This window comes from Peteryoungia aggregata LMG 23059, from assembly GCF_030814435.1.
GTDB lineage: Bacteria > Pseudomonadota > Alphaproteobacteria > Rhizobiales > Rhizobiaceae > Allorhizobium > Allorhizobium aggregatum.
On sequence record NZ_JAUSUW010000006.1, the window covers coordinates 267910 to 281307 of the forward strand.

At 60.9% G+C, this 13398-nt stretch carries 14 protein-coding genes; 8 read left to right on the plus strand and 6 right to left on the minus strand.

Annotated features, from left to right (window positions below; all coding sequences use genetic code 11):
- The first annotated feature begins 196 nt into the window (after positions 1–196).
- The 6 genes from rpsD (at position 197) to J2045_RS12495 (ending at position 5786) form a co-directional block, all read left to right on the plus strand.
- Entirely contained in the window at positions 197–814 is a 618-nt protein-coding gene (rpsD, locus tag J2045_RS12470) for a 30S ribosomal protein S4 (RefSeq protein ID WP_307373099.1), read from the plus strand.
- Positions 815–927: 113 nt separating this feature from the next.
- The gene (locus J2045_RS12475; protein ID WP_307373101.1) at positions 928–1854 is read left to right on the plus strand and encodes a glutaminase; all 927 of its coding nucleotides are present in this window, start codon (positions 928–930) and stop codon (positions 1852–1854) included.
- Positions 1855–1911: 57 nt separating this feature from the next.
- The gene (gene ttcA, locus J2045_RS12480; RefSeq protein ID WP_307373103.1) at positions 1912–2811 is read left to right on the plus strand and encodes a tRNA 2-thiocytidine(32) synthetase TtcA; all 900 of its coding nucleotides are present in this window, start codon (positions 1912–1914) and stop codon (positions 2809–2811) included.
- 136 nt (positions 2812–2947) lie between these two features.
- Positions 2948–3775, plus strand: coding sequence for an inositol monophosphatase family protein (locus J2045_RS12485; protein ID WP_307373104.1), 828 nt, complete (start codon positions 2948–2950; stop codon positions 3773–3775).
- A gap of 224 nt (positions 3776–3999) precedes the next feature.
- Positions 4000–5208, plus strand: a complete 1209-nt coding sequence (locus tag J2045_RS12490; protein WP_307373105.1) for an alpha/beta fold hydrolase — start codon at positions 4000–4002, stop codon at positions 5206–5208.
- On the plus strand, positions 5205–5786 hold the full coding sequence (locus J2045_RS12495; protein WP_307373106.1) for a protein-S-isoprenylcysteine O-methyltransferase: 582 nt from the start codon (positions 5205–5207) through the stop codon (positions 5784–5786). Before J2045_RS12490 ends, J2045_RS12495 begins: the two co-directional genes overlap by 4 nt.
- Before the next feature lie 6 nt (positions 5787–5792).
- Here J2045_RS12495 and J2045_RS12500 read toward each other — a convergent pair whose 3' ends face one another.
- Positions 5793–6410: a thioesterase domain-containing protein gene (locus tag J2045_RS12500; RefSeq protein WP_307373107.1), complete on the minus strand. Its 618-nt coding sequence runs from the start codon at positions 6408–6410 to the stop codon at positions 5793–5795.
- 176 nt (positions 6411–6586) lie between these two features.
- Here J2045_RS12500 and J2045_RS12505 point away from each other — a divergent pair, with 176 nt between their 5' ends.
- Complete coding sequence (locus tag J2045_RS12505; RefSeq protein WP_307373108.1) at positions 6587–7414, plus strand: inositol monophosphatase family protein; 828 nt, start codon at positions 6587–6589, stop codon at positions 7412–7414.
- A gap of 62 nt (positions 7415–7476) precedes the next feature.
- Here the strand turns inward: J2045_RS12505 and J2045_RS12510 are convergent, their stop codons facing one another.
- The 3 genes from J2045_RS12510 to J2045_RS12520 all read right to left on the minus strand — a co-directional run bounded on the left by J2045_RS12510 (position 7477) and on the right by J2045_RS12520 (position 9483).
- Positions 7477–8682, minus strand: a complete 1206-nt coding sequence (locus J2045_RS12510) for a multidrug effflux MFS transporter (RefSeq protein WP_307373109.1) — start codon at positions 8680–8682, stop codon at positions 7477–7479.
- 131 nt (positions 8683–8813) lie between these two features.
- A complete protein-coding gene (grxD, locus tag J2045_RS12515) occupies positions 8814–9146 on the minus strand; it encodes a Grx4 family monothiol glutaredoxin (protein WP_054149756.1) in 333 nt (110 codons plus the stop codon).
- 106 nt (positions 9147–9252) lie between these two features.
- The gene (locus tag J2045_RS12520; protein WP_307373111.1) at positions 9253–9483 is read right to left on the minus strand and encodes a hypothetical protein; all 231 of its coding nucleotides are present in this window, start codon (positions 9481–9483) and stop codon (positions 9253–9255) included.
- 122 nt (positions 9484–9605) lie between these two features.
- Here J2045_RS12520 and J2045_RS12525 point away from each other — a divergent pair, with 122 nt between their 5' ends.
- Positions 9606–10760, plus strand: a complete 1155-nt coding sequence (locus tag J2045_RS12525) for a hypothetical protein (RefSeq protein ID WP_307373112.1) — start codon at positions 9606–9608, stop codon at positions 10758–10760.
- 55 nt (positions 10761–10815) lie between these two features.
- On the opposite strand, the gene J2045_RS12530 is transcribed toward J2045_RS12525, so the two are convergent.
- Both J2045_RS12530 and purL read right to left on the minus strand, forming a co-directional pair.
- Complete coding sequence (locus tag J2045_RS12530; protein ID WP_062278593.1) at positions 10816–11049, minus strand: BolA/IbaG family iron-sulfur metabolism protein; 234 nt, start codon at positions 11047–11049, stop codon at positions 10816–10818.
- 114 nt (positions 11050–11163) lie between these two features.
- Entirely contained in the window at positions 11164–13386 is a 2223-nt protein-coding gene (gene purL, locus J2045_RS12535) for a phosphoribosylformylglycinamidine synthase subunit PurL (RefSeq protein ID WP_307373113.1), read from the minus strand.
- Between the last annotated feature and the right edge of the window lie 12 nt (positions 13387–13398).

Here is a 13398-nt window from a genome sequence, read left to right on the forward strand (position 1 = left end):
TTCTTTTCCACGCCACTAATGACGCCACCAACGCCGGGCCGAAACGCCCGGTGTTTGTTTTGACATGTCCCGTGGTTTTCTTCGTTCGCTAACGTGAGAAGCCTGTCAGAACCTCGGAAACGGAGGTTCAGAGGAGGGCGTGTTTCCTTAAGCGGTTTGGTAACAAACCGCTGTAACCTGTTGAGAAGGAAATACGATGAGCAAGCGCGCATCATCCAAGTACAAGATCGATCGCCGTATGGGCGAAAACATCTGGGGCCGTCCGAAGTCCCCAGTGAACCGCCGCGAATACGGCCCGGGCCAGCACGGCCAGCGCCGCAAGGGTAAGCTTTCCGACTTCGGCGTGCAGCTGCGCGCCAAGCAGAAGCTGAAGGGCTACTACGGCGACATCCGCGAGAAGCAGTTCCGCGCGATCTTTGAAGAAGCCAACCGCCGCAAGGGCGACACCGGCGAAAACCTGATCGGCCTGCTTGAGTCGCGTCTGGACGCCATCGTCTACCGCGCCAAGTTCGTACCGACCGTCTTTGCTGCCCGTCAGTTCGTCAACCACGGCCACGTTTCGGTCAACGGCGTTCGCGTCAACATCGGTTCCTACCGTTGCAAGGCCGGCGACGTCATCGAAGTTCGTCAGAAGTCGAAGCAGCTCGTGACCGTCCTCGAGTCGGTTTCGCTCGCTGAGCGCGACGTTCCTGATTACCTCGAAGTCGACCACAACAAGATGGTTGCCACCTTCGCTCGCGTTCCGGGCCTGTCGGATGTTCCGTATCCGGTCATCATGGAACCGAACCTGGTCGTCGAATTCTACTCGCGCTAATTGCTTGCGAGACGGATTTGTGGAAAGCCGCCCCTCGGGGCGGCTTTTTCTGTTTGCAGTGCAGCGCGGACCGAAGAAGATGGCGCCGCACGTGATCGGGTAAGGGGAATGAGATGGATCTGCAGCGGATCGCCGAGGAGATCGTCAGCGCGCTTGAGCCGCGCCTCGGTGAAGGCAAGGTGGCCGACTATATTCCGGAGCTCGCACGGGTTGACCCTAAGCAGTTCGGTATCGCGATCACCACTGTCGACGGTCAGACCTACAAGGCTGGCCATGCGGACACGGCCTTTTCGATCCAGAGCATTTCCAAGGTCTTCATGCTGACGCTGGCACTCGGCAAGGCGGGCGAATCGATCTGGAAGCGCGTCGGTCGTGAGCCGTCGGGCTCCTCCTTCAACTCGATCGTCCAGCTCGAACACGAGCACGGCATCCCGCGTAACCCCTTCATCAATGCCGGTGCGATCGTTGTCACCGACATGGTTCTGGCCGGCCATGCGCCGCGCGAGGCAATCGGCGAATATCTGCGTTTCATGCGTTATCTCGCCGATGACGAGACGCTGTCGATCGACGAGAAAGTGGCGCAGTCGGAGCAGCGGACCGGTTACCGGAATTTCGCGCTCGCGAATTTCATGCGCGGCTTCGGCAATCTCGACCATCCGGTCGAGCACACGCTCGGCGTCTATTTCCACCAATGCGCGCTGGCGCTCTCCTGCGTCCAGCTTTCCCATGCAGGCCTGTTCCTCGCCAACAGGGGCACCAATCCGCTGACCGGCTTTTCCGTTGTCTCGCCGAAGCGGGCGCGGCGCATCAATGCCCTGATGCTGATGTGCGGCCACTATGACGGCTCGGGCGATTTCGCCTATCAGGTCGGTCTGCCGGGCAAGTCCGGCGTTGGAGGCGGCATCCTTGCGGTGGCGCCTGGCAAGGCCTCGATTGCGGTCTGGTCGCCGGGTCTCAACAAGGTCGGCAATTCCGCGCTCGGCTCGGCTGCGCTCGAAATGCTGGCCACCCGCACCGGCTGGTCGGTGTTCGGGACTTGATCTTCAAGCCTGCAGCAGGCATTGCAGAGCCAATTGCCGCTGAGACCGGAGCCGAAGATGAACCTCGTCAACACGATCGACAGCCAGGATGCCGCTATCCTTGAGGGTGAGGACGAGCTTGACCTTTCGGGCGTGCATCCGGTTTTCGCCAAGGCGCCGCGTTCGGTCTCGTTCAACAAGCTGCGCAAGCGTCTCATCCGCCAGGTGCGCCAGGCCATATCCGACTTCGACATGCTGAAGGGCCAGAAGCGCTGGCTGGTCGGTCTGTCGGGCGGCAAGGACAGCTACGGCCTGCTCGCCGTCTTGCTCGACCTGCAATGGCGCGGGCTTCTGCCCGTTGAACTCATCGCCTGCAATCTCGACCAGGGGCAGCCGAATTTCCCGAAGCATATCCTGCCTGAATATCTGGCCTCGATCGGCGTCAAGCATCGTATCGAGTATCGCGACACCTATTCGATCGTGAAGGAGAAGGTGCCGAGCGGCGGCACCTATTGCTCGCTCTGTTCGCGGCTTCGGCGCGGCAATCTCTACCGGATCGCCCGCGAAGAGGGTTGCGACGCGCTGGTGCTCGGCCATCACCGCGAGGATATCCTCGAAACCTTCTTCATGAACTTCTTCCACGGCGGCCGTCTCTCGGCCATGCCGGCAAAGCTCTTGAACGATGAGAAGGATCTCTTTGTGCTCCGTCCGCTGGCTTACGCCGCGGAAGAGGATATGGCCCGTTTCGCCCAGGCAATGGAGTTCCCGATCATCCCCTGCGACCTCTGCGGTTCGCAGGACGGCCTTCAGCGCAATGCGATGAAGGAGATGCTGGCCGGGATCGAAGCAAAAATGCCGGGCCGCAAGGATGCGATGCTGCGCGCACTTGCCCATGTCGATCCCTCGCATCTGCTCGATCCGAAGCTCTTCGATTTTGCCGGTCTCGCTGTCACCAAGCCGTCACAGACTGAGGCGTAAGAACTGCCGCGCGCCGATTGCCATCGGCTCGTCGGATGGCGTCCTTCGGCGCGCAGACAGGGAGCGCGGGGCTCTGCGGGTTCGCAGCGCTGTGCCACGGCTGTGTCCTCGTTGATAGTGAAAACGGACTGACCGCATGTTTACCGATCATGACCTCGCCCAGGTTCTCGACCTCGTCAGGCTCGCCGGAGAAAGGGAGATTTTCCCGAGGTTTCGGCGCTTCGATGCCCCGGATGTGGTTGAAAAGAAGTCGTCGATCGATCTGGTCACCGACGCGGACCTGAAGACGGAAGCCTATCTCACGACGGAGCTTCTTGCCCGCTGGCCCGGCGCGGTCGTCGTCGGTGAGGAGGCGTGCGAGGGCAATCCGGGCCTCATTGGTGCGCTTGCTGACGCCGAACTGGCCTTTGTGATCGACCCCGTGGACGGAACATTCAATTTTCAGGCGGGATTACCGGTCTTCGGCACAAATGTCGCTGTTGTCAGGCGAGGTGAAACGATCGGTGCTTTGATCCATGACAGCGTGTTGGGTGACACGCTCCTGGCGATCAAGGGGGCAGGGGCACGCTGGCTGAGACCTGGTGGAGCGGAGGCCGGGATACGCGTTGCTGCGCCGACGGAACTCTCGAGGATGGTGGGCACCATTTCGATCAATGACATCAGCCAGGAAGAGCGTCGGCGGATCGCGGGCAATCTGGCGCAAACCAGGATGGCCTTCGCCTATAACTGCTCTGCCTACGAATATTGGCTTGTGGCGACAGGAAAGGTCCATTTCATCGGACACCACAAGCTGATGCCATGGGACCATCTCGCTGGCGTGCTGCTTCATCAGGAGGCCGGCGGCGTGACGAAGAAATTCGACGGCTCTCCCTATCTGCCGGGAGAGACGACCGGGGGAATTCTCAGCGCACCGGATCAAGAGAGCTGGGACATGATTCTTTCGAGGGTTGTGATGGCGGGATGAGGTGATCGCCTAGGCGATGCCATCCTTCACGCCATGCTCCGTTGCAGAAATCCCGACAGGCCAATGATTGCCACGGCATTTTTTGACAAGACACAGGAAATCTCAGTATTTCCGAAAGTGCTTGCGACTTTGACTGGACTGTCCATCCGCCATCTTGCAGATTAGCGACCGAAGGGATGCCGTGATCTTCGGGGCCGGCGTGGGGAATGCGTGTGGGAGTTTGGATGTCTGGGTTCACTCAGCCTCCGGTGACGCGGCGCGCCGTGTTTCTCGTCGGGGGGTACGAGCGCAATGATGCGGCCGGCTTCTTTCGGCGTATCCGTCGCGAGCTTGAGCGGTTCCGGAGCTGCTGGTCCGTGGGAGCCGAGTTGGCGGAGCCGCAGTCACTGGCTGGCGGTATCGCTGCGACGGCGGCAGCCGACTATCACGGTTTGGATGGCAGCTGCCGGTCGGAGCTCACCTTTCTCAGTTTCGACGATATCGTACGACGTGACGGTGCGCGGCCCTTTGCCATGCGGCTCTTTGCCTACATCGTCGCTTTTGGGGACTATGTCTTCAGCGGCACGATGTTCCGCTTTTTCCACGCCAATTGGCGCTTCGCCCTCTATTTTCTGTATCCGATGGTTGTGCTTGCAGCGTCTGCCTGGCTCGGCACGCTGGCCTACCGACTTGTCGCCAGCCTTATGTTTCCGGGCGCATCTGTCTTGGCGGCTGTGGTCGGTCTGTTGATTGCCGTGGTTTTCGGACGCTATATCGGGCGGCGCTATTTCGTTTTCCACCTCATGGATCTCTGGTCTTTCAGTCGTGAGCACCTGCGTTGCAGACGTCCCGAGATGGATGAGCGCATCGACGCATGGGCGGCGCTGATTGCCGAGCGCACAGCGGCTGCCCCCTATGATGAGGTTTTGCTGGTCGGTCATTCGACGGGTGGCGCGATCATCCTCGACGTCGCGGATCGGCTGGTGCAGCGACTTGGGTCGGAAGACAGGAAAATCGACTTCACCCTGCTTACTATCGGCTCCACGTCACTGAAGATTGCCCTGCATCCGGCGGCTGTCCGTGCGCGGGCGCGGCTCGAAACCCTCGCGCAGCATCAATCCATCAGGTGGATCGAGTTTCAGGCGCTGACCGACATCATCAATTTTTACAAATGCGACCCCTTTCGCATGGCCGGCCTTTCGCATGACCGGGCTGATGCCTTTCCGCGGATGTTTCAGGTGCGGTTTCGAGAGATGTTGCAGCCTGAGGCCTACAAGCGGATCAAGCGCAATTTCTTCCGGGTCCATTACCAGTTCATTTCGGCCAACAGCCGGTGCTATTTCTATGATTTCCTGATGATCTGCTGTGGTACGAGACGGCTGGAGGCGGTCGCTCCCGACCGGTTGCCCCTGTCTCCGGCAGTGACTTGCAAGCAGACGGAGTTGACGACGTGACAAGACTGACCTTCGTGCTCTGGGCGCTTATGCTGGCGAGCTGGTGCGCCATGCGTTATCCCGCAATGCGCCGGGCCCGGCGACAGAAGACGGCCATCGACAAGCGCACGGCGCTGGACATGTCGCTCCTCGGTTTCTGCGTTCTCGGGCTTGTCGTCATGCCGATCGCCTGGCGTCTCGGTGCGCTGCAGGGGATTGCTGATCGTGATCAGGGCCTACTGCTGCTGATCGCGGGATTGCTTGCTGGGGTCGCGTTTCTGTGGCTGTTCCGGCGCAGCCACAAGGATCTCGGCAAGAACTGGTCGGTGACGCTCGAGGTGCGCGAAGGACATCAGCTGGTCACGCAGGGCGTCTATGCCCATGTTCGGCATCCGATGTATGCCTCGTTCCTTCTCTGGGGTGTGACGCAAGCCTTGCTCATCCCGAACTGGATCGCGGGGCTTGCTGGTCTTGTTGCGGTCATCGCGCTCTATGCCTCAAGGCAGTCAAAGGAAGAGGCGATGATGCGCCAGACCTTCGGTGCCGAATATGATGCCTATTGCGCGCGGACCAGCCGCCTGGTCCCCGGTATCTTCTAAGGTCGATCAGCGCCGCTTGAGCGCGCGCGAAATTTCCTTCAGTGCGCGGGCATGCAAGGCCGGGTTCTTTTCGACGTTGAAGTGGCCAATCCCCTTGATGGCGTCGTCTCCCTCCCGGAGGTTTATGTTGGCCAGTTCACCCTTGAAGCCCGGCGCCGGTGTGACCGGTGACCAGATCGCCTCGCCGCCTGTGTAGAAGTTCAGCGTCTTCTTGACGTTGCCGGGGACCGGGCCCTTGCCCGTCGGATCGAAGCTAATGATCAGGGCCACAGGGATCTTCATAGGCTGCAGGGCGCTCGCGATTGCAAAGGTGATATCGGCACCGAGAGAATGGCCGACGAGCACGATAGGGCGTTGCTGCTTCGTTGCGCGATAGCGCTCGGCAATCTTCTTGGCGAAGAGATCGGCTTTCGGCAGGGACAGCACCTCTGCCTTGATTCCTTCGGCATGGAGCGACTTGCCCAGTGTGTCGAGGCCCGTCGAGAAGATGTTGGCGAAGCCCCGGAACAGGTAGACCTGACCATTCATCACCTTCTGTTGCCGGCGTGTGGCCGCGGCGGCAGGCAGGACGGAGGCAGCGAGGGAGAGGGTTGCTGTCGTGAGGAAGGCACGCCGGGAAAGCATGATGCTGTAAGGCTCCGTGAAACGGTTTTTTCGAAATAATGCATTTTTGCCGAGGCCAGACAACCATCATCGCGCAGGCTGGGCTCTATACTTGGCCGTCATGATCCGGCTAGAAGAGGCGGGCGCCGAATGGCGCCTTCGCCCGCTTCGAAAACAGCCGATACCGGAGAGATTTCATGACCGCTGCCATCGACATCGCCGCCCTTGCCAATCTCCTGCAGGAGGCCGCCGTCGAGGAGATCCTGCCGCGCTTCCGCAATCTGGGGGATGGCGACATCAGGATGAAGACGGAGGCGATCGATCTCGTCACCGAGGCCGATGAGGCAGCCGAGCGTGTCATCCGCAAGGGCATCGAGAGCCTGATGCCCGATGCGCTGTTCGTGGGGGAGGAGGCCGTTGCGGCTGATCCGGCATTGCTCGATCGGGTGAAGGGCGCCGATTTGGCGGTGATCGTGGATCCGATCGACGGGACCTTCAATTTTGCGTCGGGCCTGACATTGTTCGGCATGATCCTCGCCGTCGTGTCCAAGGGGGAAACGATCGGCGGCGTGATCTACGACCCCGTCGGCAATGATTGGGCTCTCGTCGAGAAGGGCTCTGGCGCCTGGCTGTGCCGGCCGGATGGCTCTCAGGAGCAGATGCAGATGCGGCCGAGCGGCCCGCTCGAGCAGATGATCGGGATTGCCAATACGGGCTTCTTCGACATCGAGACCCGCCGAAAAATCCTCTCCAACCTGGCGGAAGTGCGCCTCTTCACCAGCTATCGCTGTGCCGCGCATGAATACCGCCTGCTCGGTCAGGGGCACATGGACTTTGCCATGTACAACAAGCTGATGCCTTGGGACCATCTGACCGGTGCGTTGATGATGCAGGAGGCGGGCGCGCATGTGGCTCGCTTCGACGGATCGCCCTATCTGCCGCATCATACGACGGGTGGGCTTCTCATCGCGTCCGATCCCGATGCCTGGCAGGAGTTGCGAGAGCGGATCTTCACCGTTGATTGATCAAAGAGAAAGGCCCGGCATCGACCGGGCCTTTCTTGTATCGGACTGCTGCAGACGCTCGCTCAGACGGGCTTGTTCTGGGCCTGGAACAGACGACCCTTTTCGCCGATCAGGACGAAGACGAGGCCGATGATCGAAACCACGAAAAAGCCCGTGACCATGGGCAGAGCCGTGCCGTTGAAGGCCTGGCCGATGGCCGCGCCGATGATTGACCCGCCGATCGTACCCATGAATCCCAGAACGGAAGACGCGGTGCCTGCGACGTGCCCCAGTGGCTCCATGGCGAGCGAGTTGAAGTTCGAGCCGATCCAGCCGAACTGGAACATCGCCAGCGAGAAAAAGGTGATGAACAGGAAGAAGGGCATAGGCTGCGGTCCGAGGACCTGTACCAGCAGCCAGACGAAGTTGATGGCGATGAAGCCGATGAGCGAACCGTGCGACAGCTTGCGCATGCCAAAGCGGCCAACCAGCTTGGCGTTGACGAAGGACGAGAGCGCCATGAACAGGGCGACCGCCGCAAAGGCTACCGGGAACCAGACCCCGAGGCCATAGATGCCCACATAGACCTGCTGGGCCGAATTGATGAAGCCAAACAGCGCGCCGAAGATGAAGGTGCTGGCGATCGTGTAGCAGAGTGCGACGCGGTTGGTCAGCACGATGCGGAAGCCCTCGAAGATGACCTTGACGGTGAAGGGGCGGACATCTTCGGGGGCAAGCGTCTCCGGCAGGCGGACATACATCCAGACCCCGACGATCAGGGCGGTCACGGCCATGAAGACGAAGATCCAGTGCCAGTCGCCGAACAGCATGATCACCTGGCCGGTGCCGGGTGCGACAACGGGGATGACCATGAAGACCATCATGATCAGCGACATGACTTCGGCCATCTGGCGGCCGCCGAAGACGTCACGGACGATCGAAACGGTGATGACGCGGGTGGCAGCTGAGCCGATGCCCTGGATGAAGCGCAGCAGCAGCAGAGATTCGAAGGAGGGCACGAAGACCACGGCCAGCGACGACACCACGTAGATGGCGAGGCCCACGATCATCGGGATGCGTCTGCCAAACCGGTCGGCGATCGGGCCGTAGAACAACTGCGCGATGCCGAAGCCGATCAGATAGGCCGAGACGACATATTGCCGATGGTTCTCGTTTTCGACATTGAGCGCTGCACCGATTTCCTGCAGGCCGGGCAGCATGATGTCGATGGCGAGCGCATTGAGCGCCATGAGGAACGCCATCAGGGCGATGAATTCGGCACGTCCCATGCCCCCAAGTGTCTTGGGAGAGGGCTGTAATGAAACTGACATGAATTAAAACCTTGAAACGGCATGAAGGCGCTGCTTGGGGCAACGCCTTCATTACCTTGAGATTTTTGCAGGCCTTTCGGCCGGTAGGGTCAGGCAGCGCCGCGGACGGCGATGCCCTGGTCTTCGAAGTGCTTCTGAAGTTCGCCGGCCTGGAACATCTCGCGGACGATGTCGCAGCCACCGACAAACTCACCCTTGATGTAGAGCTGTGGGATCGTCGGCCAGTTGGAATACTGCTTGATGCCTTCGCGGATTTCCATATCGGCAAGGACGTTCACGCCCTTGTAGTCAACGCCGAGGTAGTCGAGAATCTGCACCACCTGGCCGGAGAAACCACACTGCGGAAACTGCGGGCTGCCCTTCATGAACAGGACGACATCGTTTGTCTTGACTTCGTTGTCGATGAATTCGTGAGCGCTCATGGTGTCTTTCCTTTTCACATGCCGTTCAAGGCGGCAGCTTCGTTCTGGCGTAGAAATAGCAACACGGCCATCGTTTTGCCAGTGGCGTATTTGCGTGGGCAAGGAATTAACGCGTGCGCTGGCGGCTGCGTTTGGCAGCGGTGCGTCGGCGGCTCACCTGCTTGCGGGCTGGCGCCTTCACCCGCTTCGTCGTCTTTCGCACGAAGCGGCCTGTGGTGGTCGAGCGGGTCTGGCGCTTGCGGCGGCGCGTCGTTCCCTTCTTGGCGGTTTTCTTGAGGATCTCCTGGAGAACGCCCTTCACGACGTTGCTCACGATGTCGCCGACGAGATCAGCCATGTATGCCCCCTCATGTTCCACATTTGCGGAATGTTTTGTTCCATACGCTCTTTTAATCAGCGCAATTCTCGTCTAGCAAGCGCCACCTGCGGCTGCCTGCCGTCGAAAGAGTGACCGCATTGATGATCCAGAACCGTATCCTCCTGCATTTTCCAGGGTTCGAACCTCTGGACGCCGAGGCGCATCGTCAACGCTACAAGCGCTCGGCCACACAGGCAGCAGCGGTGTGGAACGCCCGGTTCGATGTCGGAACACTGACCTTGGACGGGCAGGGTGCGCACTTCCTGGTGGATGCCCAGGGGACCGATTGGTCGACCCGTTCAGATATTCACGTCTTCGATCACAACAGCCTGATCTCCGCGATGCGGTCCGAGCCGTTGTGGGTTCAGATCGCCAAGGGCTTCAAGGCCGGGTTCGATGTCGTTCGCCAGGGCGGTGCCGTCGCGTATCTCCGCCATGCCTGGCGTTTTGGTCTGTTCTTCCTCTTTCCCTTCCTCTTTGTGGCCGCCGGTCTGGCACTCGGCATCAATATCGCTGTGATCCCGTCTACATTCGATTTGTCGACCTGGTGGTTCTTCCTGGCTATTCCGACTGGCTATCTCGTCGTCCGTCACGGCGTTATTCCGTTTTCCGATCGCTATCACGTCTTGCATCTGCTGGCCGACTGGCGGCTCGCGGTGGCGTTGGCGGAAAATCGGTCGGAGGTCGCGTCATTGATCGAGCGGGCGGCTGATCAGGCGATCGAGGCCTTGAAGCAGCCGTCGGACGAAGTACTCGTGACATCCCATAGCATGGGTGCCAATTTTGCGATCTCGGTGATCGGCCGGCTGCTCGAGAAGGCGCCGGACATGGTGGCAGGGCGGCGGATCATCTTCGTGACCCTGGGCGGTGCTGCCCTGCAGTGCAGCCTGTTATCGAGCGCCAGCATCCTGCGTCGCCGGATTGGGATGCTTGCACGTCACCGTGATGTTGACTGGTTCGACATCCAGTGTCTGACCGACCCGATCCATCTCTACAAGTGCCACACCGTGGCGTTGTCGGGGCATCCCGAAGCGCCGCAGCCGAAGCTCGTCTTCATCCGCTTCAAGCATGCGATGTCGGCGGAGCGCTATAGGAAGAATCGGCGGGATTTTCTGAGGATGCACCGACAATACGTGCTCGGGCCCGATCAGCCGAGTGGCTTCGACTTCACCTTGATGACGGCTGGACCGCTCCCGGCGAAAAGCTTCGAGTCGCTGGTTTCGACCCGGGCGCCGGTGATCCAAGCGCGGTCATGAAAAAAGGCCCGTCCCAAGGGCCAGGCCTTTGATATCGCAGCAGCAATGCAGCCGGTTATTCGGGAATGCTGGTCTGCAATGCCAGCGCGTGCAGAACGCCACCCATATTGCCCTTCAAGGCGTCATAGACCATCTGGTGCTGCTGGACGCGGCTCTTGCCGCGGAAGGCTTCCGCGACGACCTCGGCGGCATAGTGATCTCCGTCACCGGCGAGGTCGCGGATGACGACCTTCGCTCCCGGAATGCCGGCCTTGATCATGTCTTCGATGTCGCCTGGTTTCATCGGCATGTAATGGATCCCTCATGCAAATCAGCTATGCGAGAACTATCGTGCATTCGCAGAAGCGATTCAATGGGGCAGGCAGCGCCTACCCCATGCTCCACAGGCATGTGATCGAATGCCTCAGGCCAGCTCGCCGTCCATGAGCGCCGGGAACCAGGCTTCGTGGGCCTTCTTCAGTTCCTCGACCGCGACCGGCTTGGCATCGCCGAGCACGAGGTTCGAACCGCCGGTGCGGCCGATCCACGGGCAGAAGACGCCGGCGGCTTCGGCACGGACCTGCACCTTATCGACATCGGCTTCCCTGACCGTCAGGACGTAGCGGCCCTGGTCTTCACCGTAGAATACAGCGACGGGATTTGCATCGTTCAAGGCGTTGACATGCGCGCCGATGCCCGAGGCCATGGCCATTTCAGCGACAGCAAGGCCGAGGCCGCCGGATGAGCAGTCGTGAACGGCGGTTGCGAGACCGTCCTGGATCAGGCTACGGACGAAATCGCCGACTTTCTTTTCATGCGTGAGATCGACATGCGGTGCCGGCCCATCCGTGCGACCATGAATGTCGCGCAGGTAGCAGGACTGGCCGAGATGCGTGCCCCAGCTTGACGGCGCGCCGGCCAGCAGGATGGCTTCGCCCTGAGCGGCAAAGCGGATTCGGGCCATCTTCTTCCAGTCTTTCATCAGGCCAACGCCGGCAATCGTCGGGGTCGGCAGGATGCCCTGGCCGTTGGTCTCGTTGTAGAGCGAGACATTGCCCGAGACGATCGGGAAGTCGAGTGCGAGGCAGGCCTCGCCGATGCCTTTGATCGCAAAGACGAACTGGCCCATGATCTCAGGGCGCTCGGGATTGCCGAAGTTCAGGTTGTCGGTGGCCGCCAGCGGCAGAGCGCCGGTCGCGGTGATGTTGCGCCAGCATTCGGCAACCGCCTGCTTGCCGCCTTCGAAGGGATCTGCCTCGACGTAACGCGGCGTGACGTCGGAGGAGAAGGCGAGCGCCTTGGAGGCGTGGCCTTCGACACGGATGACGCCGGCATCGCCGCCCGGAAGCTGGAGCGAATTGCCCTGGATCAGCGTGTCATACTGCTCATAGACCCAGCGGCGCGACGAGTTGTTGGCGGAACCGACCAGCTTCAGCAGCGCGTCTGCGACGTCACCGGCCGGGATGTCGTTCTCGGTGAGCGGGGCCGGGATCTTCGGCTCGATCCACGGACGATCGTATTCCGGGGCTTCGTCGCCGAGTTCCTTGATCGGCAGGTTCGCGACTTCTTCGCCCTGATGGATGACGCGGAAGCGCAGGTCGTCGGTGGTGTAGCCGACAATCGCGAAATCGAGGCCCCACTTGACGAAGATCGCCTTGGCGACCTCTTCCTTGGAGGGCTCGAGCACCATGAGCATGCGCTCCTGGCTTTCCGACAGCATCATTTCATAAGCCGTCATGCGCTCTTCGCGCACCGGCACCTTGTCGAGCTGCAACTCGATGCCGAGGTCGCCCTTGGCGCCCATTTCGACAGCCGAGCAGGTGAGGCCCGCAGCCCCCATGTCCTGGATGGCGATGACGGCGCCAGTCTTCATCAATTCGAGGCAGGCTTCGAGCAGGCACTTCTCGGTGAAGGGGTCGCCGACCTGCACGGTCGGGCGCTTCTCTTCAATCGACTCGTCGAATTCGGCCGATGCCATGGTGGCGCCACCGACGCCGTCGCGGCCGGTCTTTGCGCCGAGATAGACGACCGGCAGGCCGACTCCCTTGGCCTGGGACAGGAAGATGCCATCGGACTTGGCGAGGCCTGCGGCAAAGGCGTTGACGAGGATATTGCCGTTGTAGCGAGCGTCGAATTCGACCTCACCACCGACTGTGGGAACGCCGAAGGAGTTGCCGTAACCGCCGACACCGGCGACGACGCCGTCCACCAGATGCTTGGTCTTCGGGTGATCGGGCGCGCCGAAGCGCAGGGCGTTCATGGCGGCCACCGGACGGGCGCCCATGGTGAAGACGTCACGCAGAATGCCGCCGACGCCGGTCGCCGCGCCCTGATAGGGCTCGATGTAGGACGGATGGTTGTGGCTCTCCATCTTGAAGACCACGACGTCGCCGTCGTCGATATCGACGACACCGGCGTTTTCGCCCGGTCCCTGGATGACACGCGGGCCCTTGGTCGGCAGCGTCTTCAGCCACTTCTTGGAAGACTTGTAGGAGCAGTGCTCGTTCCACATCGCCGAGAAGATCCCGAGCTCGGTGAAGGTCGGCTCGCGTCCGATCAGGTTCAGGATGCGATCGTATTCGTCCGGCTTGAGGCCATGGCTTGCGATCAATTCTGCGGTGATGGGACGGGAGTTGGAAACGGTCATCTGGCTCTCAGG

Bases quoted from the DNA above. Each gene is read 5' to 3' on its own strand.
- J2045_RS12500 (WP_307373107.1), bottom strand. From the start codon at position 6,410: ATGCTTTCCCGGCGTGCCTTCCTCACGACAGCAACCCTCTCCCTCGCT.
- purL (WP_307373113.1), bottom strand. From the start codon at position 13,386: ATGACCGTTTCCAACTCCCGTCCCATCACCGCAGAATTGATCGCAAGC.
- J2045_RS12505 (WP_307373108.1), top strand. From the start codon at position 6,587: ATGACCGCTGCCATCGACATCGCCGCCCTTGCCAATCTCCTGCAGGAG.
- ttcA (WP_307373103.1), top strand. From the start codon at position 1,912: ATGAACCTCGTCAACACGATCGACAGCCAGGATGCCGCTATCCTTGAG.
- J2045_RS12520 (WP_307373111.1), bottom strand. From the start codon at position 9,483: ATGGCTGATCTCGTCGGCGACATCGTGAGCAACGTCGTGAAGGGCGTT.
- J2045_RS12485 (WP_307373104.1), top strand. From the start codon at position 2,948: ATGTTTACCGATCATGACCTCGCCCAGGTTCTCGACCTCGTCAGGCTC.
- J2045_RS12475 (WP_307373101.1), top strand. From the start codon at position 928: ATGGATCTGCAGCGGATCGCCGAGGAGATCGTCAGCGCGCTTGAGCCG.
- J2045_RS12510 (WP_307373109.1), bottom strand. From the start codon at position 8,682: ATGGGACGTGCCGAATTCATCGCCCTGATGGCGTTCCTCATGGCGCTC.
- J2045_RS12530 (WP_062278593.1), bottom strand. From the start codon at position 11,049: ATGCCGATGAAACCAGGCGACATCGAAGACATGATCAAGGCCGGCATT.
- rpsD (WP_307373099.1), top strand. From the start codon at position 197: ATGAGCAAGCGCGCATCATCCAAGTACAAGATCGATCGCCGTATGGGC.
- J2045_RS12490 (WP_307373105.1), top strand. From the start codon at position 4,000: ATGTCTGGGTTCACTCAGCCTCCGGTGACGCGGCGCGCCGTGTTTCTC.
- J2045_RS12525 (WP_307373112.1), top strand. From the start codon at position 9,606: ATGATCCAGAACCGTATCCTCCTGCATTTTCCAGGGTTCGAACCTCTG.
- grxD (WP_054149756.1), bottom strand. From the start codon at position 9,146: ATGAGCGCTCACGAATTCATCGACAACGAAGTCAAGACAAACGATGTC.